The 19290-nt window shown below is 65.2% G+C and carries 22 protein-coding genes; 11 read left to right on the plus strand and 11 right to left on the minus strand.

The genetic code is table 11. The features are described 5' to 3' along the window. Positions 1 to 40 precede the first annotated feature (40 nt). Positions 41 to 904 carry a dienelactone hydrolase family protein gene (locus ACVILL_RS30875; protein WP_456732506.1) on the minus strand — a complete coding sequence of 288 codons (864 nt, stop codon included), beginning with the start codon at positions 902 to 904 and terminating at the stop codon, positions 41 to 43. Between the two features lie 148 nt (positions 905 to 1052). On the opposite strand from ACVILL_RS30875, the gene ACVILL_RS30880 reads away from it, so the two are divergent. Then, positions 1053 to 1928, plus strand: a complete 876-nt coding sequence (locus ACVILL_RS30880) for an MBL fold metallo-hydrolase (RefSeq protein WP_456732507.1) — start codon at positions 1053 to 1055, stop codon at positions 1926 to 1928. A 10-nt stretch (positions 1929 to 1938) separates the two neighbouring features. Here ACVILL_RS30880 and ACVILL_RS30885 read toward each other — a convergent pair whose 3' ends face one another. The 4 genes from ACVILL_RS30885 to ACVILL_RS30900 form a co-directional block, all read right to left on the minus strand. Next, positions 1939 to 2571 carry an HD-GYP domain-containing protein gene (locus ACVILL_RS30885; RefSeq protein ID WP_456732508.1) on the minus strand — a complete coding sequence of 211 codons (633 nt, stop codon included), beginning with the start codon at positions 2569 to 2571 and terminating at the stop codon, positions 1939 to 1941. 442 nt (positions 2572 to 3013) lie between these two features. Further along, positions 3014 to 3211 carry a hypothetical protein gene (locus ACVILL_RS30890; RefSeq protein WP_456732509.1) on the minus strand — a complete coding sequence of 66 codons (198 nt, stop codon included), beginning with the start codon at positions 3209 to 3211 and terminating at the stop codon, positions 3014 to 3016. A 31-nt stretch (positions 3212 to 3242) separates the two neighbouring features. Continuing rightward, positions 3243 to 3545 carry a PilZ domain-containing protein gene (locus tag ACVILL_RS30895; protein WP_456732510.1) on the minus strand — a complete coding sequence of 101 codons (303 nt, stop codon included), beginning with the start codon at positions 3543 to 3545 and terminating at the stop codon, positions 3243 to 3245. After that, entirely contained in the window at positions 3545 to 4663 is a 1119-nt protein-coding gene (locus ACVILL_RS30900) for a DUF2336 domain-containing protein (RefSeq protein ID WP_456732511.1), read from the minus strand. Before ACVILL_RS30900 ends, ACVILL_RS30895 begins: the two co-directional genes overlap by 1 nt. 313 nt (positions 4664 to 4976) lie before the next feature. On the opposite strand from ACVILL_RS30900, the gene ACVILL_RS30905 reads away from it, so the two are divergent. Together ACVILL_RS30905 and ACVILL_RS30910 are read left to right on the plus strand one after the other, a co-directional pair. After that, on the plus strand, positions 4977 to 5948 hold the full coding sequence (locus tag ACVILL_RS30905) for a helix-turn-helix domain-containing protein (RefSeq protein WP_456732512.1): 972 nt from the start codon (positions 4977 to 4979) through the stop codon (positions 5946 to 5948). 71 nt (positions 5949 to 6019) lie between these two features. Continuing rightward, the gene (locus ACVILL_RS30910) at positions 6020 to 6265 is read left to right on the plus strand and encodes a PilZ domain-containing protein (protein ID WP_456732513.1); all 246 of its coding nucleotides are present in this window, start codon (positions 6020 to 6022) and stop codon (positions 6263 to 6265) included. Between the two features lie 110 nt (positions 6266 to 6375). On the opposite strand, the gene ACVILL_RS30915 is transcribed toward ACVILL_RS30910, so the two are convergent. Then, the gene (locus ACVILL_RS30915; protein ID WP_076860250.1) at positions 6376 to 6624 is read right to left on the minus strand and encodes a hypothetical protein; all 249 of its coding nucleotides are present in this window, start codon (positions 6622 to 6624) and stop codon (positions 6376 to 6378) included. A gap of 150 nt (positions 6625 to 6774) precedes the next feature. Between ACVILL_RS30915 and ACVILL_RS30920 the strand changes: the two genes are divergently transcribed. Together ACVILL_RS30920 and ACVILL_RS30925 are read left to right on the plus strand one after the other, a co-directional pair. Next, positions 6775 to 7452, plus strand: a complete 678-nt coding sequence (locus ACVILL_RS30920; protein ID WP_456732514.1) for a nitroreductase — start codon at positions 6775 to 6777, stop codon at positions 7450 to 7452. 166 nt (positions 7453 to 7618) lie between these two features. After that, a complete protein-coding gene (locus tag ACVILL_RS30925) occupies positions 7619 to 8782 on the plus strand; it encodes an acyl-CoA dehydrogenase family protein (protein ID WP_456732515.1) in 1164 nt (387 codons plus the stop codon). Positions 8783 to 8837: 55 nt separating this feature from the next. Here the strand turns inward: ACVILL_RS30925 and ACVILL_RS30930 are convergent, their stop codons facing one another. Both ACVILL_RS30930 and ACVILL_RS30935 read right to left on the minus strand, forming a co-directional pair. Continuing rightward, the gene (locus ACVILL_RS30930; RefSeq protein WP_456732516.1) at positions 8838 to 10919 is read right to left on the minus strand and encodes a methyl-accepting chemotaxis protein; all 2082 of its coding nucleotides are present in this window, start codon (positions 10917 to 10919) and stop codon (positions 8838 to 8840) included. Between the two features lie 165 nt (positions 10920 to 11084). Continuing rightward, a complete protein-coding gene (locus ACVILL_RS30935; RefSeq protein WP_456732517.1) occupies positions 11085 to 11339 on the minus strand; it encodes a hypothetical protein in 255 nt (84 codons plus the stop codon). Positions 11340 to 11518: 179 nt separating this feature from the next. Between ACVILL_RS30935 and ACVILL_RS30940 the strand changes: the two genes are divergently transcribed. Together ACVILL_RS30940 and ACVILL_RS30945 are read left to right on the plus strand one after the other, a co-directional pair. Next, positions 11519 to 12109, plus strand: coding sequence for an NADPH-dependent FMN reductase (locus tag ACVILL_RS30940; protein ID WP_456732518.1), 591 nt, complete (start codon positions 11519 to 11521; stop codon positions 12107 to 12109). Between the two features lie 45 nt (positions 12110 to 12154). Beyond that, positions 12155 to 12937: an SDR family NAD(P)-dependent oxidoreductase gene (locus ACVILL_RS30945; protein ID WP_456732519.1), complete on the plus strand. Its 783-nt coding sequence runs from the start codon at positions 12155 to 12157 to the stop codon at positions 12935 to 12937. Between the two features lie 10 nt (positions 12938 to 12947). Here the strand turns inward: ACVILL_RS30945 and ACVILL_RS30950 are convergent, their stop codons facing one another. Beyond that, a complete protein-coding gene (locus ACVILL_RS30950) occupies positions 12948 to 13328 on the minus strand; it encodes a hypothetical protein (protein WP_456732520.1) in 381 nt (126 codons plus the stop codon). 177 nt (positions 13329 to 13505) lie between these two features. Here ACVILL_RS30950 and ACVILL_RS30955 point away from each other — a divergent pair, with 177 nt between their 5' ends. Beyond that, positions 13506 to 14135, plus strand: coding sequence for a L,D-transpeptidase (locus ACVILL_RS30955; RefSeq protein ID WP_456732521.1), 630 nt, complete (start codon positions 13506 to 13508; stop codon positions 14133 to 14135). Positions 14136 to 14200: 65 nt separating this feature from the next. Here ACVILL_RS30955 and ACVILL_RS30960 read toward each other — a convergent pair whose 3' ends face one another. Continuing rightward, the gene (locus ACVILL_RS30960; RefSeq protein ID WP_456732522.1) at positions 14201 to 15307 is read right to left on the minus strand and encodes a hypothetical protein; all 1107 of its coding nucleotides are present in this window, start codon (positions 15305 to 15307) and stop codon (positions 14201 to 14203) included. A gap of 376 nt (positions 15308 to 15683) precedes the next feature. Here ACVILL_RS30960 and ACVILL_RS30965 point away from each other — a divergent pair, with 376 nt between their 5' ends. From ACVILL_RS30965 to ACVILL_RS30975, 3 genes are all read left to right on the plus strand, one after another. Beyond that, positions 15684 to 16265, plus strand: a complete 582-nt coding sequence (locus ACVILL_RS30965; protein ID WP_456732523.1) for a septal ring lytic transglycosylase RlpA family protein — start codon at positions 15684 to 15686, stop codon at positions 16263 to 16265. Between the two features lie 350 nt (positions 16266 to 16615). Beyond that, positions 16616 to 18115, plus strand: a complete 1500-nt coding sequence (locus tag ACVILL_RS30970; RefSeq protein ID WP_456732524.1) for a serine hydrolase domain-containing protein — start codon at positions 16616 to 16618, stop codon at positions 18113 to 18115. 132 nt (positions 18116 to 18247) lie between these two features. Then, positions 18248 to 18427, plus strand: coding sequence for a hypothetical protein (locus ACVILL_RS30975; protein WP_456732525.1), 180 nt, complete (start codon positions 18248 to 18250; stop codon positions 18425 to 18427). 107 nt (positions 18428 to 18534) lie between these two features. Here ACVILL_RS30975 and ACVILL_RS30980 read toward each other — a convergent pair whose 3' ends face one another. After that, on the minus strand, positions 18535 to 19263 hold the full coding sequence (locus ACVILL_RS30980; protein WP_456732526.1) for a class I SAM-dependent methyltransferase: 729 nt from the start codon (positions 19261 to 19263) through the stop codon (positions 18535 to 18537). Positions 19264 to 19290: the final 27 nt, after the last annotated feature.

Below are 19290 nucleotides of genomic sequence, written 5' to 3' on the forward strand. Positions count from 1 at the left end.
CCGCTCCGCCTAGGGGGCGTTTTGGGTCGATTTGCGGCGCCTATTCCTTCAACCCGTCGACTGCGGCAATCGCCCGCACCATCGCGTCCCGGAGCGCCGCGCTGTTGGCGGGGTGGCGCTTGCGGCCGGGATCGTCAAAGTCGTGGGTCGCACCCGGATAGACCACCACGTCGACCTTGCCGCCGGCGGCAATCGAGCGGCGGGCGACGTCCTGGCACCGCTCGGGCGATACTTCCTCATCGTCCGTGCCGAGCAGCATCGTGATCGGTGCCGCCGATGTCAGCGTCTGCGCCAGCAGAGCCGTCGGTCCGCAGCCCGGATAGAACGCCAGCGCCGCGCGATAGCCTGACGTGGCCGCGCCTTGCCGCTGGATCACGTTCAGCGCGGTGCTGCCGCCGTTCGACCATCCCTGCAGGAAGATGCGATGTCCAATGACATCCTTCTGGCTGCGCAGCCAGCTCAGCGCGCCCTCGGCGTCGAGCGGCCGCACGGTCTTTTCATTGACGTCGGTGCGATCAGGGTCGTCATGCGTGAAGCGGCCGAAGCCGTGGGCCTTGCCGCGCGGCCCGAAGCTGTCCGGCAGCAGCGCGAAATAGCCGTGATCGGCCCAGTACTGTCCCCACATCTTGTGGCGCTTGGACAGGTTGCCGGCATTGCAGGCCGCGGACGGATCGGTCCGCGACACAAGCGTGCAGTCCTTGTTGACGTTGATCGAATAGGGGCCGCCGCGGCCGTGCAGCAGCACGATGGCGGGGTGCGGTCCCGGCGTTGGCGGCCGGAACAGATAGCCGACGATCTCGGTCTTGCCGTCGGCGCTCGGAAAGAAAACGGGGTCGGGCGCGGCGGCCACCGCCGGCAACGTCGTGAGCATCAGGAAGGCGATCTGAATCGCGCGATGGGACATCTCCACAGCATGAGCAACATTTCGGATGAATTGCGGCGTGACTATTTCCCACCAGCAATGCAAAGCCGCATGGCACGTTACGCGGTGCTCGGCTTGTGAGGCCAGACGCCGCCCGCTACGCTTCACAAAAAAGCGGGAGCGAAACGACATGAAGCAGATCAGGATCGGCGACATCACGATCGACGCGGTGATCGAGCGCGAAGGGCCGTGGCGGCGGCCGCAGGATTTCTTCCCGACCTACAACGACGATGTCTTCAAGCATCATCTGAAGACGATGGAGCCTGAGGTGTTCGATGCCGCGCGCGGCATGATGGTGATCACCTACCAGACTTTCGTGGTGCGGACGCCGCGCCACACCATCCTGGTCGACACCTGCACCGGTGAGGACAAGGGACATCCGCCGCCGTTCGATTTCCCGGGCAAGGAGCGCTGGCGCAACGAGCTGTTCGCGCTCGGCATCACCTACGAGCAGATCGACTACGTGTTCTGCACCCATCTGCATATCGACCATACCGGCTGGAACACCACGCTGCGCGACGGCCGCTGGGTGCCGACCTTCCCGAATGCGAAATACGTCTTCCACAAGGGTGAGTATGCGGCCTGGGAGGCCGAGAACGCCAAGGGCGCCAATCCGCCCGGCACGGTGTTTCGCGACAATTGCCTGCCGATCGTCGAGGCCGGGCAGGCGCTCCTGGTCGACGACGACTATGCGCTCGACGACACGGTGACGCTGACGCCGACGCCGGGCCATTCGCCCTGCCATTGCTGCGTCAACATCTTCTCGAAGGGGCAGCGCGCGGTGGTCGCCGGTGATCTGATGCACCACGCGATCCAGTGCCGCGAGCCGGAATGGTCGGCAAAGCCCGATTGGGACCCGAAGCAATCGGCGGTCTCGCGGCGGAAATTCTTTGCCTCCGTCGCCGGGACCGACACGCTGATCCTGCCAATCCATTTTCCGGCCCCCACCGTCGGCCTGATCAAGGCGGACGGCGACCGCTTCGACTATCGCTTCAAGCGGGAATAGGCAGGGGCGATCAGCGGTGCAGGGCGACGTCCCTGAACGCCATGACCAGTGGTCTTTCGAGCTTGCCTCTCATACCGATCAAGATCTCAAAGGCCTCGTCCCGCGGCATCGTCGGCTTGTAGGTCCGCTGTTCGATCAGCGCTGCGAAGATGTCGGTTATGGTGAGGATGCGCACGATGTCCGGGATACTTTCGGCGCACAGCCCGTCCGGATAGCCGCTACCGTCGAGATATTCGTGATGGTGCCGGACCGCGTCGAGAATTTCCTCGGATATGCCTGGCGTGGCCCTGAGCGCGGTATGGCCGGCGACGGTGTGAGTCTGGATCAGCGCGCGCTCGGCGTCGTCAAGCCGTGCCGGCTTGTCGAGAACCGTGAGAGGAATCGTCGCCTTGCCGATGTCGTGGAACATCGCCGCCGAATAGAGCCTCTCGATATCGGGTTTGCCCATGCCGAGGCTCATGCCGAAATCGACCGCGAGACCGGTGACCAGCAGGCAGTGCTGGTAGGTGCCCTCGTGGTGGCGTCGCACGGTCGTCAACCAATCGGAGAGGCCATTCTCGGCGATGCTGTCGGCGATTCCCGCCCCGGCGCGCAGGGCTTCGGCGACGTCGATCGACGAGCCGTTCATCACGGCCGAGAACATTGCAGCGATACTGGCCGCGCCTGCGGATGCGGCTTCTGCGACGGTCGATTGAAAATCGTTCGGAACGATCGATGGTGCTTCAATGTCGACAAGCCTCGCCAGAAGTTGCGACGGCTTGACCGGGTTAACGAAGACATCCGTCGCGCCGAGGCATAAGCCTGAACCGTCGCCAGGCGCGTACGCTGGTCGATGATGAATATCCGCCTCGGGATGCGCTTCAGGCTGCTTGATATGCCTTTCAGTGCAGCGATGTTCTCGACGAGGCGTAGATCCGCCCTGACGACCAATGCCTCGACATCTCCGTTCCGCAGCCGAGCGGCGGCAAGCAGCTCGGAAGTGAGCTCGAATATTGGTCCGAGAAGGCCCTGGATATGAGACAGTCTGGACCGCGTATCGGCAACAAGATGGATCGGCATCGGGCAAGCGACTGTTCGCGGAAGGATTACCCGACCCGCGTTGCTTTGGTTCGGTGCGGAACCTGGGTGAGAAATCGTTCAAGGTCGGCACAAAGGCGATGTGCGAGTTCCTCGTCGATCTCGAACGCCGTCACAACGCTGCCGCTCTCTATTTCGACGGCCGCGCGCAGGGGGGCGGCCGAGACTGTCGATATCGAGATGTTAGTTGCTCTCTGCTTGGTCATGTCGTCGATCTCTTCAGGCCGCTTCCATTACTCATTTCGGGATGACGGGGCGTCCCTTGCGCTTTCTCTCCTCGATGAACCTCACGCCGATCTCGGTGCCGTCGACCCGGACCAGCTCGCAGCGCCGGAACGCCAGTCCCCGTGAGGACAGCACCAGGAAGAACTCCTGGGCCTTCAGCACATCCAGCGTTCCGTCGACCTCGAGCCGGGCACCGCTCTGCGAGACGTCGAGCAGGATGCAGCTCCGCCGCCAGGTGCCGTCGACACCCATGAGGTTGACGGGATGGCGGGTCTCGAGCCTGACCCGCTCCGCCCTGCGGTCACCATACGCCATTACATCACTCGCACCGCCTGAGTTGGTTTCGCGGTCAGCCCGCTCAGCGAACCAAACCGGATCGTACGCTGTGCATTCGAGAGCGGCAGTCCTTCGAACATCGCGCGGGCGCGCTCCAGTTCATCCGCCGCGACGGTCAGCCCGGCCTTTCGGCAGCCGACAATGGCAGCCGTCGTATTCCAGTTCAGTCGCGATGCGCGGCAGGCGATCACGAGCCCGTTGATGTCGGCGGTCTCCATCAGCGGCGCGATCGTCTCGATCGGAACGGTCGCGAGCTGCGCCAGCGCCGCAACGACGTTGCGGATCTCTCGCCGGATCGCGAAACGATTGACGCTGGAGTCGTTGAGCTGTCCGGTCTTGTTCAAGGCCATCACCGCGGCCCGCGCCTCCACGTAGTCGATCGTGGCTGGTGGGCTTGCGGAGGCGCGGGCTGCGCTGGCATCGATGGCGGCGCGGATCGCGTCCCGAAGATCGGGGCGCGCGAGCTTCAGCAGCCGGGCCTGCCGGCGCGGGGTGGATCGCATCACGAGGTCGGCAAGCACGCGGTGAGGCAGGTCGTTGCGCGCTATCAACGTGTCTGCGATGTCGTCGTCGCGCTCGGCGGCATCGACCATCATGGCAAGGCCCGCGCTGGTGATATCAGCGCCGGGATTGCGCGCGAGCACGCGAAGCACGCTGCTGTCGCCCCGCATCAGCAGGATGTCGGTGAGTTCCCGGTTGACGGTCTTTCGTCCCGCGATCGCGCTGAGATGTCCTTCGGCCCGCATCCAGGCGATGTCGATCAGGTCGGCATCCGGAATGCTTTCGCATTTCCGCAGGATTGGAGCGGCGACATCGGCGTCGTCATGGTTGGCGAGGCGACGTGCGAGTTCCCGCGGCACGAGATGCAGATCGGCAAGCGAGCGGCTGAGCGTCGTCAGGGTCCGCAGCTCGACGCTCTCGGTCAGGCGGACCAGGATGCCGTCGAACATCTCGACGTGGCGCTCGCTGAGGTGATGCGCGTCGTCGAGAAACATCCCTGCCACCTCCTGCAGCATGCGCGTGCGGAGGTCTGGGGAGCCGGCTTTCAAGACGTGGTCGAGCTTGGCAATAAGATCGGGCGAGGCAATAATTGTCATTGCGGCACCTAAAATGTTCCGCGACGCGGGAACATCAGTGTTCCCACAACCAATGTGCTCCCCGAATCTTTAATAGGGGTATAGAAATTGATGGGGAGGGCCGGTACCAGCGGTGGATATTCGGGCAAACACTATCGAAATTCGGCAGCAGCGATATTTTGCCCGATTGTCCGGTTCGGCGACCAGGCCGCATTTTCCCTGATTGAAGTTATTCGACGATTCGCATTTGGTGCATGGAAATTATCAATAAGGCCGGCGCACAGCACGCGCCGCCGCGCGCATATTTTCAAGGCTATTTCACAGGAGCAGTCATTTGACGGCGCCATTGCTGGTGCCGAGAGTCTTTCGTTTTGACGATGTTGATGCATTCCGGAATTCGATCCGAAGTCTGGATGTTGATTTCACGCCACTTGTGCGGAAGATTTCGGCCGAACAGGTCATCCTGAGCTTGCCGGGATGCGAGCTCAATTACACGCAGTCCTTTCCGCGGATCGTCGACGCGCAGTTGGCGCCGCACACCACCGCCGTCGGCTTCACGATGGACGACGGCGTGCCGATACGGTTCAACGGCGTCGAGCGCGATCGTGCGGTGATCGTGCTTGGCGGCGGCGGCGCGTTCTATACGTCCGTGGAGGAGACGCCCCGCCAATATGCCTCGGTGATGTTCACGCCCGAAATCCTCGACCGTCGTTGGCCGAATGCCGGTCTGCATTTCCACATTCACGAGATTTCTCAACGCGCGCAGGATCGGTTGCGTGAAGTGGTAAGGCAGGTTCTGCTCGTCACGGGGGACCAGGTGGCGGTCGGGGAGTTCGCCACGGGCGCGTCGATCAAGGAGACGCTGCTCGCAGCGATCGACAACGCGTTCGCCGAGATCGTGCCGGCCAAGTGGACGACGCGGGCCAACACGACGCGCCAGTTCAAGGTCTTCAACGACGCGCGCGCCATCCTGGCCGGCGACGTCGCTCACCCGATCTACAGCGGCGAGCTCGCCAGGCAGATCGGCGTGTCCGTGCGCACGCTGCACGACGCGATCCAGCGCTACCGGGGCATGAGCCTGCATCGCTATCTGCGCCTGCGCCGGCTCTGGCTGGTGCGCCAGCAACTGCTTGCCGGTGCTCCGAGCGTCAAGGCCTGTGCGCTGGCCTACGGCTTCTGGCACCTCAGCGATTTTTCGCGGAGCTATCGATCGCACTTCGGGGAGGCGCCGTCCGAGACGCTGGCGGCCTCGCGCCGTCCTGCCGTCGCGCGCGCCGATCCGACCGATGGCAGACACGATTCGTAACAATCGGTCTGAACGGAATCTTAACGGCCGGCGGTGAATCTGTTGGTACGATTCCACCAGAGGCGGCGTTGATGCATCCCCGGCGATTTGCGCGTGTTCGTCCGACAGGATGCGTGTCCAGCGTGGTCAAGCTCCAGCTTGAACCGAAGGCGCCGCTGATCGAGTGCCGGCTGGTGGATTATTCCGCGGGCGGGGCCTGCCTGGAATTCTCCAAGCCCGTCCAGCTGCCCGAACGTTTCGAGATGATTCACGGCAGCACCAGGAAGCGTTGCCGGCGGGTCTGGAGCAAGGGCGTCCGCGTCGGCGTCTCGTTCTGAGCCCACGCGCCAGTCGGGCACAACCACCCGCCAATAGCCGTTCGGGCCGCGCCCGGCGCGACCCGATGGTCTTGTCCCGATGGAGAGGGCAAATAGGCGCCGGCGAGGGCTCAGGCGCCGCTCTGGCACTTCTTCATGAACGAGGTCTTGGCCGCGCCGGCGAGCTTCTTGCCGTCGGAGCCGACCGCCTTGGTCTCGCAGGTGTCCATCGTGCACTTCTTCATAAAGGAGGTCTTGGCCGCGCCGGCCAGCGGCTTGCCGTCCTTGCCGACCGCCTTCGTCTCGCAGGAGGCGTCCTGCGCAAAAGCCGAACCGGCGGCAAAGGTCGCGATCACGGCCGCCAAGAAAATCCGCTTCATCTGGGTTCTCCCTAAACCAAACCAGTGGCCGGATTGGATATCGGATTCTTGGCCCGATCAAGTTCCCACAGCCGATTTTGTCTATAAAATACCCGGTTAGCCGCGGGAAAAATCCGTGTGCGGCGCGGAACAAAATGGGGGAAATGCGGAATGGATTTCGAGACGCTGGTACAGACACGCAAAAGCGTGCGCGGGTTCAAGAAGCAGCCGGTGTCACGGGCGACCGTCGAGGAGATCATCGAGGTAGCCAAGCGCGCGCCGTCCTCGATGAACACCCAGCCCTGGCACGTCCATGTCCTGACCGGGGCGCCGCTCGAGGAAGTCCGCCGCCGCAACATGGAAGAGATGGTCGCCGGCGCCAAGGCCAAGCGCGACATCGTCAGCCATGGCGAGTACCAGGGCGTGCACCGCGGCCGCCAGGTCGACATCGCCAAGAAGCTGTTCGGCGCCATGGGCATCGCCCGCGACGACAAGCCGATGCGGCAGGACTGGGTGCTGCGCGGCTTCCGCCAGTTCGATGCCCCGGTCTCGCTGGTCCTCGCCTATGACCGGATCCTCGATCCCGGCGCGGTGTGCCATTTCGATCTCGGCGCGCTCTGCTACGGCATCGTGCTGGCCGCCTGGGACCGCGGCCTCGGCAGCGTGATCAACGGCCAGGGCATCATGCGCTCCGACATCGTGCGCGAGGTCGCCAATATTCCGGAGGACCAGGTGATCATGACCTGCGTCGCGATGGGCTATCCCGACGACGCTTTTGCCGCCAATGCGGTGCGGTCCGACCGCGAGGCCAACAGCGATTTTGTCCGCTATGTCGGCTTCGCGGACTAGGGCGAGCCCGCGATGCGTCCGCGTTGACCGCGCCACGGGATATTGTATTCCGCGGCGTGAAAGCCTCGCACGACAGTGAAGGAGAACGCGCGTTTCCGCTATTCCCGCCGATTGAAAATGCGTTACTGATTTTTCAGAACGCAACAGCACAGGCGAGGATTGTCAGATGAGCGACGATGAACAGACAGCCATGATCCGCGAGACCGTCGCGAAATTCGTCGATCGCGAACTCATCCCGCTCGAGCCGCAATATCTTAGATCGCGGCTGCCCGGCAGCGATCATCCCGAGCTCACGTCGGAGCATCGCAAGCGGCTGCGCGACGTCTCGAAGGAGCTCGGCCTCTGGGGCCTCGACGCGCCGGAGGATCTCGGCGGTCACGACCTGCCGACGCGCACGATGGCCGCGGTGCATGAAGAGCTCGGCCGCAGCTGCGTGCCGTTCGTGCTGCCGCCGGACTCACCGAACCTGCGCATGCTGCAGGCGGTCGGTACCGACGCGCAGAAGAAGAAATATCTGCAACCCTATATCGAGGGCCGGATGGCATCGGCGATCGCGATCTCCGAGCCCGGCGCCGGCGGCGATCCCGCGGGCATGAAGACGCGTGCGGTGCTCGAAGGCGAACAGTGGGTGCTGAACGGCCGCAAGATCTGGATCAGCAATGCGCGCGCTGCCGACTTCATCATCGTGATGGCGCGCGTCGGCAACGACCAGCGCCAGGGCGGCATCACCTCCTTCATCGTCGAGAAGGGCACGGCGGGCTTCATCATCGAGCGCGAGATCCCGATGGTCGGCGGCGGCTCGACCTACGAGATCGTGTTCGAGGACTGCCGCATCCCGAAGGACTCGGTGCTGGGCGAGGTCGGCAAGGGCTACGCGCCGATGCAGCTGCGGCTGCGCACGCGGCGGCTCGAGATGGGTTCGACCTGTGTCGGCATCACCAAGCGCGCGCTCGACATGATGTGCGAGCACGCCAAGCAGCGCGAGACCTTCGGCGTCAAGCTCGCCGAGCGCCAGGCGATCCAGTGGTGGATCGCCGACATCTCCACCCGCATGCATGCGTGCCGGCTGATGGTGCGCGAGGCCGCCGACAAGACCGATCGGGGCGAGGACATCCGCCACGAGGCCTCGATGATCAAGGTGTTCGCGACCGAGATGGCCTATGACGCCTGCGACCATGCCATGCAGACGCTCGGCGCGCTCGGCGTGACGCTGGAATTGCCGCTCAACGCGCTCTGGCAGAAGGCCCGCCTGATGCGGGTCTACGAAGGTCCGAGCGAGGTCCATCGCCAGGCGATCGCCCGCCGCGTGCTGGGGCTGCGGGGAGGTTAGCGAGCTGCGAGGCTCCTAAGCCAACCCCGTCATTGCGAGCGCGGCGTGCCTTCGCTTACGCCGCCCGCACGTCGGAGAGGAAGCGGTTGACCTGGCCGGCAAGGTCCTTCGACTGCGTCGAGAGCTGTTCGGCGGCGCCGAGCACCTGGTTTGCCGCAGCGCCCGTGTCGTCGGCGGCGCGCTGCACGCCGGAGATGTTGGAATTGACCTCCTGGGTGCCGCGCGCGGCTTCCTGAACGCTGCGCGAGATCTCCTTGGTCGCCGAGCCCTGTTCCTCGATCGCAGCCGCAATCGCGGTGCCGATCTGGTCGATCTCGGTGATGACGTCGACGACGCTGCGGATCGCGGTCACGGTCTCGTCGCTCGCGGTCTGGATCGCGGTGATCTGCTCGGAAATCTCGGTGGTCGCCTTCGCGGTCTGGCCGGCCAGCGACTTCACCTCCGAGGCGACGACCGCAAAGCCGCGGCCGGCCTCGCCGGCGCGGGCCGCCTCTATGGTGGCGTTGAGTGCCAGCAGGTTTGTCTGCGCCGCGATGCTCTGGATCAGCGTCACGACGTCGCCGATCTTCTGGGCGCCCTCGGCCAGCGAGCGCGCGGTATCGCCGGTGCGCCGGGCATGCTCGACGGCCCGCGCGGCGATCTCGGTCGAGGTCGCGACCTGGCGGGCGATCTCCGAAATCGAGGAGGTCAATTCCTCGGTCGCGCTCGCCACCGTCTGAACGTTGGTCGAGGTCTGGTCGGACGCCGCGGCCACGACCGCGGCCTGGCGGTTGGTGGCGGACGCCGTGGCCGACATCGATTGCGCGGTGTCCTCCATCACCGAGGACGCCGCCGACAATCCACCGACCAGTTCGGTGACCTTGGCCTCGAAGGCGCGGGTCAGATCGTCGAGCACGCGGGCGCGCCGCATCTTGACGTCGTTCTCGGCTTCCTTCTCGGTCGCGAGGCGATCGGCCTCGATCTTGTTGTCCTTGAACACCTGTACGGCGGCGGCCATCGCGCCGATCTCGTCGTTGCGCGCGGCGCCGGGAATGGCTTCCGCGACTTCGCCGGCGGCGAGGCGCGACATGCGGCCGGTGAGGGCGGCGATCGGGTTGAGGATGCGGCGGCGGACCATGACGATGAGGACGGCGCTGACGGCAATGACCGCGAGCAGGCCGATTAGCGCAATCACGAAGCTGAAGCGCGCCGATGAATAGGCCGCGGCGAGTCCTTGCTCGGCATTCTCATAGAACGCGTCGCGCACGGTGATGATGGCGGCGAGGCCGATCTGCGACTCCGGATAGTAGGCGTCGAGATCCTGCTCGTATTTGCCGGTCACCGCGCCATCCTTGGCGAATTTCAGCGCCTTGCCGAACCGCTCGACATAGTCGGCCTGCATCTTGGCGAGCGCGGTCATGACATTCGCGGGCGTTGCCGGATTGTTGCGCAGCTCCTGCAGGGTCGAGAGGATCTGCTCGGTGCGGCCGGTCGAGCGATAGAGCTCCATCTTCTCGGGCTCGGTGGCGACACGCTTGGCGCCGACCAGCGCCTTGTGCAGGCTGGCATTCAGGCCGCCGATGTCGCGCAGCGTCCAGGCGACGTTGGCGTAGCTGGCCTGGCGATAGGCGTTGCCGTCGAGGCCGGCCAGCCGGCGCACCTGCTCGTCGAGCAGCGTGGTGACACCGGCGTTGAACACGGAATTGTCGGCGACGATCTTGCCGGCGGCCGCGCGGCGGGCATCCGCCGGCCCGGCGATCGCGGCAGCGATGGCGTCGCGCAGCCCGCCAAACTTCGCCTTCAGCGCATCGATCGCGCTCGCGACCGCGGCGCCATCGTCGAGCGCTCCCGGCAGGGCGGCGCGCACCTGGTTGACCTTGGCGAGCGCGCCGTCGGTCAGCTGACGCTGACGGTCGAGCTCTGCGATCTGCTTCGGATCGATGGTGCCGCCTGCGAGCAGCAGGTTGGTGGCGTAGCCACGCTCAGGATTCATGTAGCGCGGGATGTCGCCGACGGCGCGGACGATCTCGAGCCGGGTCTGCGCGGTCGAGACCTTGTCCATGGTCTGGTACTTGGTGACAGCGACATAGGCCGCCAGTCCGCCGCCGACCGCGGAGAGTGAGACGATCGCGGCCGTCAGGAGAGTACCGATTTTCATGGGATGCGCGCCATTCTTGACGAGAGAGGGGAGGCCTCAACCGTACCGGGTGCGCATTAAGCTATGGTTTATGATACGGGAGCCGCAGCGGTCCCGGCCGTCCGTATCGTCCGAAAGTCGAAGGCGCGATATCGCCCCGCCGCGCGTGGCGGCTGGGCGCAGGGCTCAATGCTCGTCTTCGTCCGCGCCCTTGGTCGCGGCGCGGTGCTGGGTCGCGCCGCTCGCGCCCGCTTCGCCGCAGGGAAGCTGGTTCCAAGTGCCGTCGGCGGCCTGCTGGTAGGCCTGACAGCCGGCCGGAGTGCTGGTTGCGGTGGATTTCTCGTCGGCTTTCTGCCGCTCCGCACTCTTCGCCAGCGCTGGTGTGGCGATGGCAGCGACGGCTGCGAGCGAGCCTGCGAAAACCAGCTTTGCGATCCGCATGTCGGGTTCTCCTTCTCGAAGCGGACACTATCCAGAAAAGAAATCTGGCGATTTTGGGCCGCGGTGGAGAGCCTGCGACGAATTGCTTAATGCCGCGAAAACGAGCCGGAACGCCGGTTGATATCGGCGCGCCAGGCGGCGGGACGGGTGTCGCAGTGCCGTGCTAGGATCGCCCCATCATGACCCACCGCATTCTCGTATTCTACGGCTCCTATCGTTCGGATCGCATGGGCATCCGGCTCGCGCATTTCGTCGTCGACGGTCTTCGTGCGCGCGGCGACGACGTCGAATTGATCGATGCCCGGGAGGTCGGCCTGCCGATGCTCGACCGGATGTACAAGGAATATCCGAAGGGGGAGGCGCCGGCCGTGCTCGAAACGCTCGCCGGAAAGATCCGCGGCGCCGACGGCTTCCTGTTCGTTACCGGCGAGTACAATTGGGGCGTCCAGCCGGGGCTGAAGAACCTGACCGATCATTTCCTCGAGGAATGGTTCTGGCGTCCGGCGGCGATCGCAAGCTATTCGGCCGGGCGGTTCGCCGGTGCGCGCGCCGCGACCGCCTGGCACGGCACGCTGTCGGAGATGGGCATGGTGGTGGTGTCGAGCACGATCAGCGCGGGGCCGATCGCGCAGACCCTGTCGGCCGAAGGCAAGCCGATCGGCGAGGGCGGCAAATCGCTCGAACGCGCCTTCCCTCGCTTTGCCGATGATTTTTCCTGGTGGATCGAAGCCGCCAAGGTGCAGCGGGCGCGCAAGGCGCCGCCATACTGAGCGCAGGTACTGCGCTTAAGTCTGCTTGCCCGGAGTTGAGGGATCATGAGCCTGTTCACATCGCTGTTCGATCCGGCGCGCGAGGCAGCTTTGGTGACCGGCGCCGGCAACGGCATCGGCCGCGCGATCGCACAGGCCCTTACCGGCGAAGGCGTGCGCACGGTGTTCGCCGACCTGCATGAGGACAAGGTATTGGCCGCGATCAAGGCCGTGCCGCGTCCCGAACTGGCCGTACCCTGGGTCGGCGATCTCGCGCGCCGCGAGGCGTGCGATGCACTGCTGGCGCATGCGCAAGACACGGTCGGGCAGGTGACGCATTTCGTGCATAGCGCCTCGCCGCCGCGCCGCGAGGCGGATCATGCGATGGCGGTCGATGAAGAGACCTGGCGGCAGATGCACGCGGTCAATCTCGAGGCCGGCTTTCATCTGTCGCGCGAACTGGCGCGCAAGCTGATCGCGGCGAAGACGCCGGGCTCGTTCCTGCTGCTGACCTCGCTGCATGCCGGCACGCCGCGCAACCTGCCGCATTACTCGACCGCGAAGGCCGGCATGGCGATGCTGGTCAAAGAGCTCGCCAAGAGCTGGGGCCGCTACGGCATCCGTGTCAACGCGCTGGTGCCCGGTGCGATCGCGGCCGGCGGCTTCGTGGCCGATCCCGCGCTGGCCAGGCACATTCCGCTTGGCCGACTTGGTCAAGCCGACGATCTCGCGCCGATGGCGCTCGCCGTGCTCTCGCAGAAGCTCTCCGGCTACGTCACCGGCGCATCGATCATGGTCGATGGCGGATTGTCGCTGACCAATTGGTTCGCGCCGCCGGAGCTCGAGTGAGAGGCGGAGCCTATTTGGTCCTGATGTAGCCGGCGAGCCGCGTCTTCTGGTCTTGGCACCAGGTCGTCATGCTGCCGGCGCGGCGCTGGTCGAGGTCGGTGGTCTGGGTTGCGATGGCAACTTCCGTCATCAGGTCGTCGGCCTGCTTCTCGCCCATCTTGCCGCCGGTGTGCATGTAGGCGATCGCCTTGCGCACCTGCTCGGTGGTGCCGTCAGGCAGGTGCATGTCCTGCGCACGCTGCACGAGGTCCTGATAGACGAGATCGGTGCCGGGGCACTCGACCTTGGCGGCAAAGGCCTGCAGCACCATCGTGACATAGGCCGCGCGCGGATCGGCGTGGGTCGGTGTCGCCGCAACGATCAGGCCGCCGATCAGCAAAGCGTAACGCATCGAATTCCTCCCGATGTTTCAGACATTTTGACGCAAGGCTAGCGTCCGCGGGAACCGACTGCAACCCACAGGACACACTTGCGGAAGGAACCGATCAAACAGCCGTGTTCCAACCGGGGCTGCCACGATTTCAGCACGATTTCGGCAGCAAGTGCCACAAGTTGACGCAGGGGAGAAATGATCGTGTCGAAGTTGGGGCTTGCTGCGGTGCTGGTGGGTTCGCTTGCCCTTGGCGGCTGCATGCAGGCGACATTGTCGCCGGTGACGGATGCCGCGATGACGTCGCGTGATCGGCAATTGCTGGCGCATCCGCCCTATGCGGAGGCCAGGGTTCCGGATCAGTTCCAGCGTCACATCGTCGAATACACGCGGCGGGAACAGCCGGGTTCGATCCTGGTCGATACCGATGCGCGCTACCTCTATTACGTGCTGCCCGGCGGCAAGGCGATCCGTTACGGCGTCGCCGTCGGCGAGGAAGCGATGGCCTTCTCGGGTGTGGCCACGGTCGGCCGGATGGCGGAGTGGCCCGATTGGGTTCCGACCCAGGATATCCAGGAGCGGCTCGGGCCCTATCCGAAGCGTGTCGCCGGTGGACCGGCCAATCCGCTCGGTGCCCGGGGTATCTATCTCTACCAGGGCAACAAGGACACGCTCTACCGCATCCACGGCACCAACCAGCCCGAATATATCGGGCAGGCGATCTCGTCGGGCTGCATCCGCATGACCAACGCCGACGTCATCGATCTCTACCAGCACGTAAAGCCCGGTGCGACCGTGGTGGTGCTGCCGCCGGGACAGAACGCGTAATTCGCTTGGTGTGATGTACGGCGGCTGATCGCGATCGGCCGCCGTTGTTTTGGTCGCCGGTGAGATCAGCGCAGCGGCATCGGCGGCCGAACCACGGGGCCGCCATCGTCGGCATCAACAACACTGGACTGCTGCTGCGATTGCACCGGGCGCGGTGCCGTAGCCTGCGGCGCGGCCGCAACCGGCGGCGGCAGCGGTGCTGCTGCTGATGCCGGCGGCGGCGGGATGTAGGCCTGGACCGGCCGGCGCACCGGCGGCGGAGCGGCAGCCGTGCGCGGCGCTGTCGGCGGCGGGGTGATCGCGGCGCGCGGGCGCGGCGCAACCGGCCGGGGCTCGACGGCCCGGGTCTCGGTCGTCCTTGCGACACGCTGCGCCAGCTGATCCTGGCTGGCCTTCAACTGATCGATGCTGGTCTTGAGCTGCTCGATCTGCTGTCCCATCGACGCGAGGTCGCGCGCCATCGATTGCAACAGCTGCGTTTGGTCAGGCACGGCTGCGACCGGCGCGGCCGCGGCCGCAGGCGCTACCGGAGCCGCTGCGGCAGCCGGTGCTGCGGCGGGAGCCGGGGCGGCAGCAGGCGCGGCGGCAGGAGCGGCCGTGGCGACGTCCTGCGGCGCGGCCGCAGTGGCCGTGCCTTCGGCCGGCTGATCGGCGGCAGCCGTCTGCGCCACGGGTGGGCTCGCCTCGTCGGCAGCCGGAGCCGCTTTGCCTGGCAGCAGCGACGTCAGCGCCTCGACCTGAGGCGCGTACTCGGCCACCATCTGCTTGACGCGATGTCCGTAGTGCTGCCACGCCGCAGCGCCCATTGCACTGACGATCGCGAACACGAACCAGAAGGCGCGGATCGCCCATTTGTTGGCGGGGCGCGGCGCGCGATCCAGTCGGATGTCGTCCAGTCTGCCGTCATGACTCGCGTCGCTATACATCGGCGCGGCCGGCGGCACTGCAGTCATCGGGATCGGCGTGACCGGCGGCACCGAGGCGACCGCAGCGGCGGACGCGATTGGGGGTGCGGACGAGGGAGCGAGGCTCGGGCCGAAATAGGGCTCGCGCTGCCCTCCCTTGCCGGCGGGGGCTTGTGCGGCTGCGGCATTGTCCGGGCGTGCCGGAGCGAAGCTAGGTTCGATCGCGAAAATATCGTGCGGATCAGCGTCTTTCAGTGTGGATTGCATGGCGGTCCCCGTTTCAGTCCAAGGTCAACCGCAAATGGGCGGCCGGCAAATTTCGCTCTGTATCGACCCCTGGCCCTGGCAGCACAACTCCAGTCCGGTTTGACCAAAGCAAGGCAAGAGGGTGGAGAGGTTGGGGAGTTTCGGGAACCGCAGCGCGGGGCGCGGGCATCCACGGCCCCGCGCCGGGAGCTCCGAGACTGCATTTCCGGAGGCAATCTCCCGGGTTGTGTGGCGTATCCACCACAGCTGACGGTGAATCGTATCGCGCGGGACACATCCCGGCGCTCTCCGCCTCCGTTCCGCCCTGATTGGATTCGGCTCATTAGGCGGGTGTTGGATTTTCGGCTTGGGCTGGGGCACGAGTTGGGGATGCAACATGTTACGCGACGATGCAGTGATTTGGTACGTCGACGTCATCAGCCGTGCGCGCGGTGCCGCGCCCGCGATCCGGTTTGCTGATGCGCGAAGGCCGCTCCGGCTGTTCGCAATGATGATCGGGGCCGCATCTCTTGCGGCTTGCGCGCAATCCTCCGTTGTCAGCCAGCGCTCTCAGGCGCTCGCGAGCCGGCCGGCATCGATTGAGCCGACACGAGCTGCGTCATCTGCCACGCGCACACGTATCGCAACCGCGCACAGGCACAGGCCTTACGCCTCCCGCAAGACCGGCAATACGAAGATTGCGTCGCAAGGCGTCGCAAGCTTCTACAGCGATGAGCAGGAGACCGCGAGCGGCGAGAAGTTCGACGGACGCGAACTGACCGCCGCGCATCCGACATTGCCGTTCGGCACCAGGCTGCGTGTCACCGACGTCAAGACCGGCCGTTCAGTCACCGTGCGCGTCAATGACCGCGGACCCTATGTCCCCGGACGCATTGTCGACGTCTCCCACTCTGCCGCGCAGTCGCTCGGCATGATCGGCAAGGGTGTCACCAATGTCAGGCTCGACGTGGTGGAGTGAGCTCGGTCGCACGCGCCGGGTTCGGGATTTTTGCCAGCCGGATCGGGAAAAAGTCCCGGCCTTCTCTGCGCTTTAATCCTGTTGTCCGAACGGCCCGTCCAAATAGAATTGGTTTCGCTACTTCTCGCGCTCTCCTTTTCCAGGCGCGTGGATTTTGACCCAATGAACCTTCCCGCCTTGGAGTGTCCCGCCAAGGCGGGATTTTTCTTCTGAGAGCCATGCGCGCCGGATGCGTTGACAGGGCCGGTCGGAGCCATAACCTTCGCTCCGCTCGCGGAGGACGGCCCATGCCAAACAACAATCAAGAAACGGACGGCTTCGCATCGGGACGGACATCACGGCGCGGGGCCTTGCAGCTGTTGCTGGGCGGCGGCGCCGTCCTGCTGACGCCTGGGGGACGCCTCAATACATTGACGACAGCGCAGGCCGAGACCGCCTTTGCCGATGGACTGTCGCGCGGCCGGCCGGACGAGCAGGGCTTCGCGCCATCCGCGATCCTCGATTTCCTCGACGAGGTCGACCGCCAGGGCTACGAGCTGCACAGCTTCATGCTCTGGCGCAACGGCCGGGTGGTCGCGGAGGGTTGGTGGTCGCCGTATCGCGCCGATCGCAACCACATGATGCATTCGTTGACCAAGAGCGTCACCGTGTGCGCCGTCGGGCTTGCCATGGCCGACAAGCGCTTCGGCCTTCAGGACAAGGCGGTGTCGTTCTTCAAGGACAAGCTGCCGCCGGTCGTCGACGACAAGCTTGCGGCGATGACGGTCGAGGATCTCCTGACCATGCGCACCGGTCATGCGACTATGACCTCAGGCTCGGCATGGCGCCCGATCAAGACCAGCTGGGTCGCGGAGTTCTTCAAGATCCCCGTCGTGTATCAACCCGGCACCAAATGGGTCTACACCTCGGCCGCGACTTACCTGCTGTCCGCGATCGTGACCAAGACCACGGGCGAGACTGTCGCCGACTATCTGAAGCCGCGGCTGTTCGATCCGCTTGGAATCTCGGGCTATGAATGGCCGGTCGGGCCGGAGGGCATCTCGCCCGGCGCCAACGGCCTGAGCTGGAAGACGGTCGACTGCCTCAAGCTCGGCATCCTGCATGCGCAGAACGGCATGTGGAACGGCAAGCAGGTGTTGCCGGCCGACTGGGTGGCGGCGGTGCAGCAGCCGCACGTCAAGGACACCTATGGCTATCAATGGTGGATCGGACCCGAGACGTTCTACGCCGATGGCCTGTTCGACCAGCTCAGCTTCGTCTTTCCCAAGCACGATGCGGTGCTGGCGATCACCGCCGGCATTCCGCAGCGCAGCGGTTTCAACAAGCTGGTGTTCAAGCATTTTCCGGCGATGTTCGCAGGCACCGTAGCGAATGCCGACGCCGACAAGTTGAAGGCGCGTACGGCAACCCTGCAGTTGCTGCCGCCGCTGGTGCCGGCTTCGTCGCCGGTCGCGGCGCAGATCTCCGGCAAGACCTGGCAGATGCCTGACAATGCCGACGCGATCAAATCGGTCAGTCTCAGCTTCGCCGACAAGACCTGCACCTTCACGCTCGAGGACGCCAGGGGCACGCACAAGATCGAGGTTGGCCTCGACGCGCCGCGCGAGGGCACCACGACGATGACCGGCAACAAGCTGCATCACGAGTACCAGCCTGATGCCATGCGCGTGGTGGCAAGCGGCACCTGGCGCGACCTGCGCACCTTCGTGATGACCTGGACCTTCGTCGAATCGGCGTTCCGCGATACCGTGACCTGCACCTTCGAGGGACCGCAGATGCGGTTTGCGCGCAGCGTCAACGTCAATTCGGCGGCGCTGGATATGCCGACCTTGATGGGTAAGCTGGCCTAGCCGCGACCGCACGTTGCGGCTTGCCGCATCTTGTGGCGGCGCTTTCACCAAATTGTCATGCTCCCGGCGAATTGCGGCCCAAAGCCGCTGCCAACAGACGGCTGAGCAGAATGCGCCGGTGAGGGACTAGCGATGGTCTACAAGATGATCGCAGAACGCGAGAACGAAACCGTCAGGATCGAGCGTGAGAGCACCTTCATCATCGTCGCCAAGGCCAAGGTCTGGGCGAGCGAAGGGTGGCAGGTGGTGATCACCGACAAGGACGGAAAATCGTACCCGCCCGAGGAGTTCGACAAGCTGCTCGCGGCGTAACGCCAAAGCGCGCTGCGCGCTTTAGCTCCTTGTTCGAACATGATCCCCGCGCAAACGCCTTGCCTTTGTCGCGAGGGAAACCGCTTCGCGCTTTTCCGGATCATGCTTTAGCGCTGCGCCGACACCAGCAGCATCATCGGACGTTCGAGTTCGCAGGCCAGTTCGGGCGCAGCCCTGATCTGCTCCCGCGTCGGGGAGAATTCCTCGACATGGCGCAGCGTGAAGCCGGCGCCGATCAGCGCGTTGAGCGTGGTGCCGATGGTGCGGTGATATTTCAGCACGCCTTTCACATACCAATCCGTCCGGCGCTCGCCTTCGAGGGAGTAGCGGTTGACCGGCCAGGTCTTGCGGCCGTCCTGGTCCTGTCCCCAGTCCGGATGGGCGGCCGCCATGTAGATCGGATGCTCGATGGTGAAGACCAGATGCCCGTCCGGGACGAGCGTGCGGTACAGCATGCGCGCCAGCCGATCGAAATCCCTGACGTAGTGGAAGGTGAGGGCGCTGTAGGCAAGATCGAAATTGGCCTTCGGCAGCTCCAGCGTCTCGAGGTCGGCGATCTCGTAGGCGATGGCCGGATCCTGCGTCATCGCGGTGGCGCGGGCGATCATGTTCTGCGAGAGGTCGACGCCGAGCACGCCCGACGCGCCTTGCTCGCGCATCCAGCGCGACACCCAGCCGAAGCCGCAGCCGAGATCGACCACGCGCTTGCCCGCGACATCAGGGAGCATAGCGCGGATCGCGGGCCATTCGGGCGCGCCGAGCAGTCCGCGGACCTGCCGCGGCAGCTGGCTGTAGCCGGCGAAGAAGCCGGGATCGTCGTAGATGTTCTGCGCCATGGCTGCGGCAACTCGGCAGGAGACGGT

It is taken from the genome of Bradyrhizobium sp. USDA 3364 (assembly GCF_054056355.1).

Bases quoted from the DNA above. Each gene is read 5' to 3' on its own strand.
- ACVILL_RS30880 (WP_456732507.1), top strand. From the start codon at position 1,053: ATGAAGCAGATCAGGATCGGCGACATCACGATCGACGCGGTGATCGAG.
- ACVILL_RS30945 (WP_456732519.1), top strand. From the start codon at position 12,155: ATGAGCCTGTTCACATCGCTGTTCGATCCGGCGCGCGAGGCAGCTTTG.
- ACVILL_RS30940 (WP_456732518.1), top strand. From the start codon at position 11,519: ATGACCCACCGCATTCTCGTATTCTACGGCTCCTATCGTTCGGATCGC.
- ACVILL_RS30895 (WP_456732510.1), bottom strand. From the start codon at position 3,545: ATGGCGTATGGTGACCGCAGGGCGGAGCGGGTCAGGCTCGAGACCCGC.
- ACVILL_RS30960 (WP_456732522.1), bottom strand. From the start codon at position 15,307: ATGCAATCCACACTGAAAGACGCTGATCCGCACGATATTTTCGCGATC.
- ACVILL_RS30875 (WP_456732506.1), bottom strand. From the start codon at position 904: ATGTCCCATCGCGCGATTCAGATCGCCTTCCTGATGCTCACGACGTTG.
- ACVILL_RS30910 (WP_456732513.1), top strand. From the start codon at position 6,020: ATGCATCCCCGGCGATTTGCGCGTGTTCGTCCGACAGGATGCGTGTCC.
- ACVILL_RS30980 (WP_456732526.1), bottom strand. From the start codon at position 19,263: ATGGCGCAGAACATCTACGACGATCCCGGCTTCTTCGCCGGCTACAGC.
- ACVILL_RS30885 (WP_456732508.1), bottom strand. From the start codon at position 2,571: ATGTTCTCGGCCGTGATGAACGGCTCGTCGATCGACGTCGCCGAAGCC.
- ACVILL_RS30965 (WP_456732523.1), top strand. From the start codon at position 15,684: ATGTTACGCGACGATGCAGTGATTTGGTACGTCGACGTCATCAGCCGT.
- ACVILL_RS30915 (WP_076860250.1), bottom strand. From the start codon at position 6,624: ATGAAGCGGATTTTCTTGGCGGCCGTGATCGCGACCTTTGCCGCCGGT.
- ACVILL_RS30920 (WP_456732514.1), top strand. From the start codon at position 6,775: ATGGATTTCGAGACGCTGGTACAGACACGCAAAAGCGTGCGCGGGTTC.
- ACVILL_RS30955 (WP_456732521.1), top strand. From the start codon at position 13,506: ATGATCGTGTCGAAGTTGGGGCTTGCTGCGGTGCTGGTGGGTTCGCTT.
- ACVILL_RS30950 (WP_456732520.1), bottom strand. From the start codon at position 13,328: ATGCGTTACGCTTTGCTGATCGGCGGCCTGATCGTTGCGGCGACACCG.
- ACVILL_RS30900 (WP_456732511.1), bottom strand. From the start codon at position 4,663: ATGACAATTATTGCCTCGCCCGATCTTATTGCCAAGCTCGACCACGTC.
- ACVILL_RS30930 (WP_456732516.1), bottom strand. From the start codon at position 10,919: ATGAAAATCGGTACTCTCCTGACGGCCGCGATCGTCTCACTCTCCGCG.
- ACVILL_RS30890 (WP_456732509.1), bottom strand. From the start codon at position 3,211: ATGACCAAGCAGAGAGCAACTAACATCTCGATATCGACAGTCTCGGCC.
- ACVILL_RS30935 (WP_456732517.1), bottom strand. From the start codon at position 11,339: ATGCGGATCGCAAAGCTGGTTTTCGCAGGCTCGCTCGCAGCCGTCGCT.
- ACVILL_RS30975 (WP_456732525.1), top strand. From the start codon at position 18,248: ATGGTCTACAAGATGATCGCAGAACGCGAGAACGAAACCGTCAGGATC.
- ACVILL_RS30925 (WP_456732515.1), top strand. From the start codon at position 7,619: ATGAGCGACGATGAACAGACAGCCATGATCCGCGAGACCGTCGCGAAA.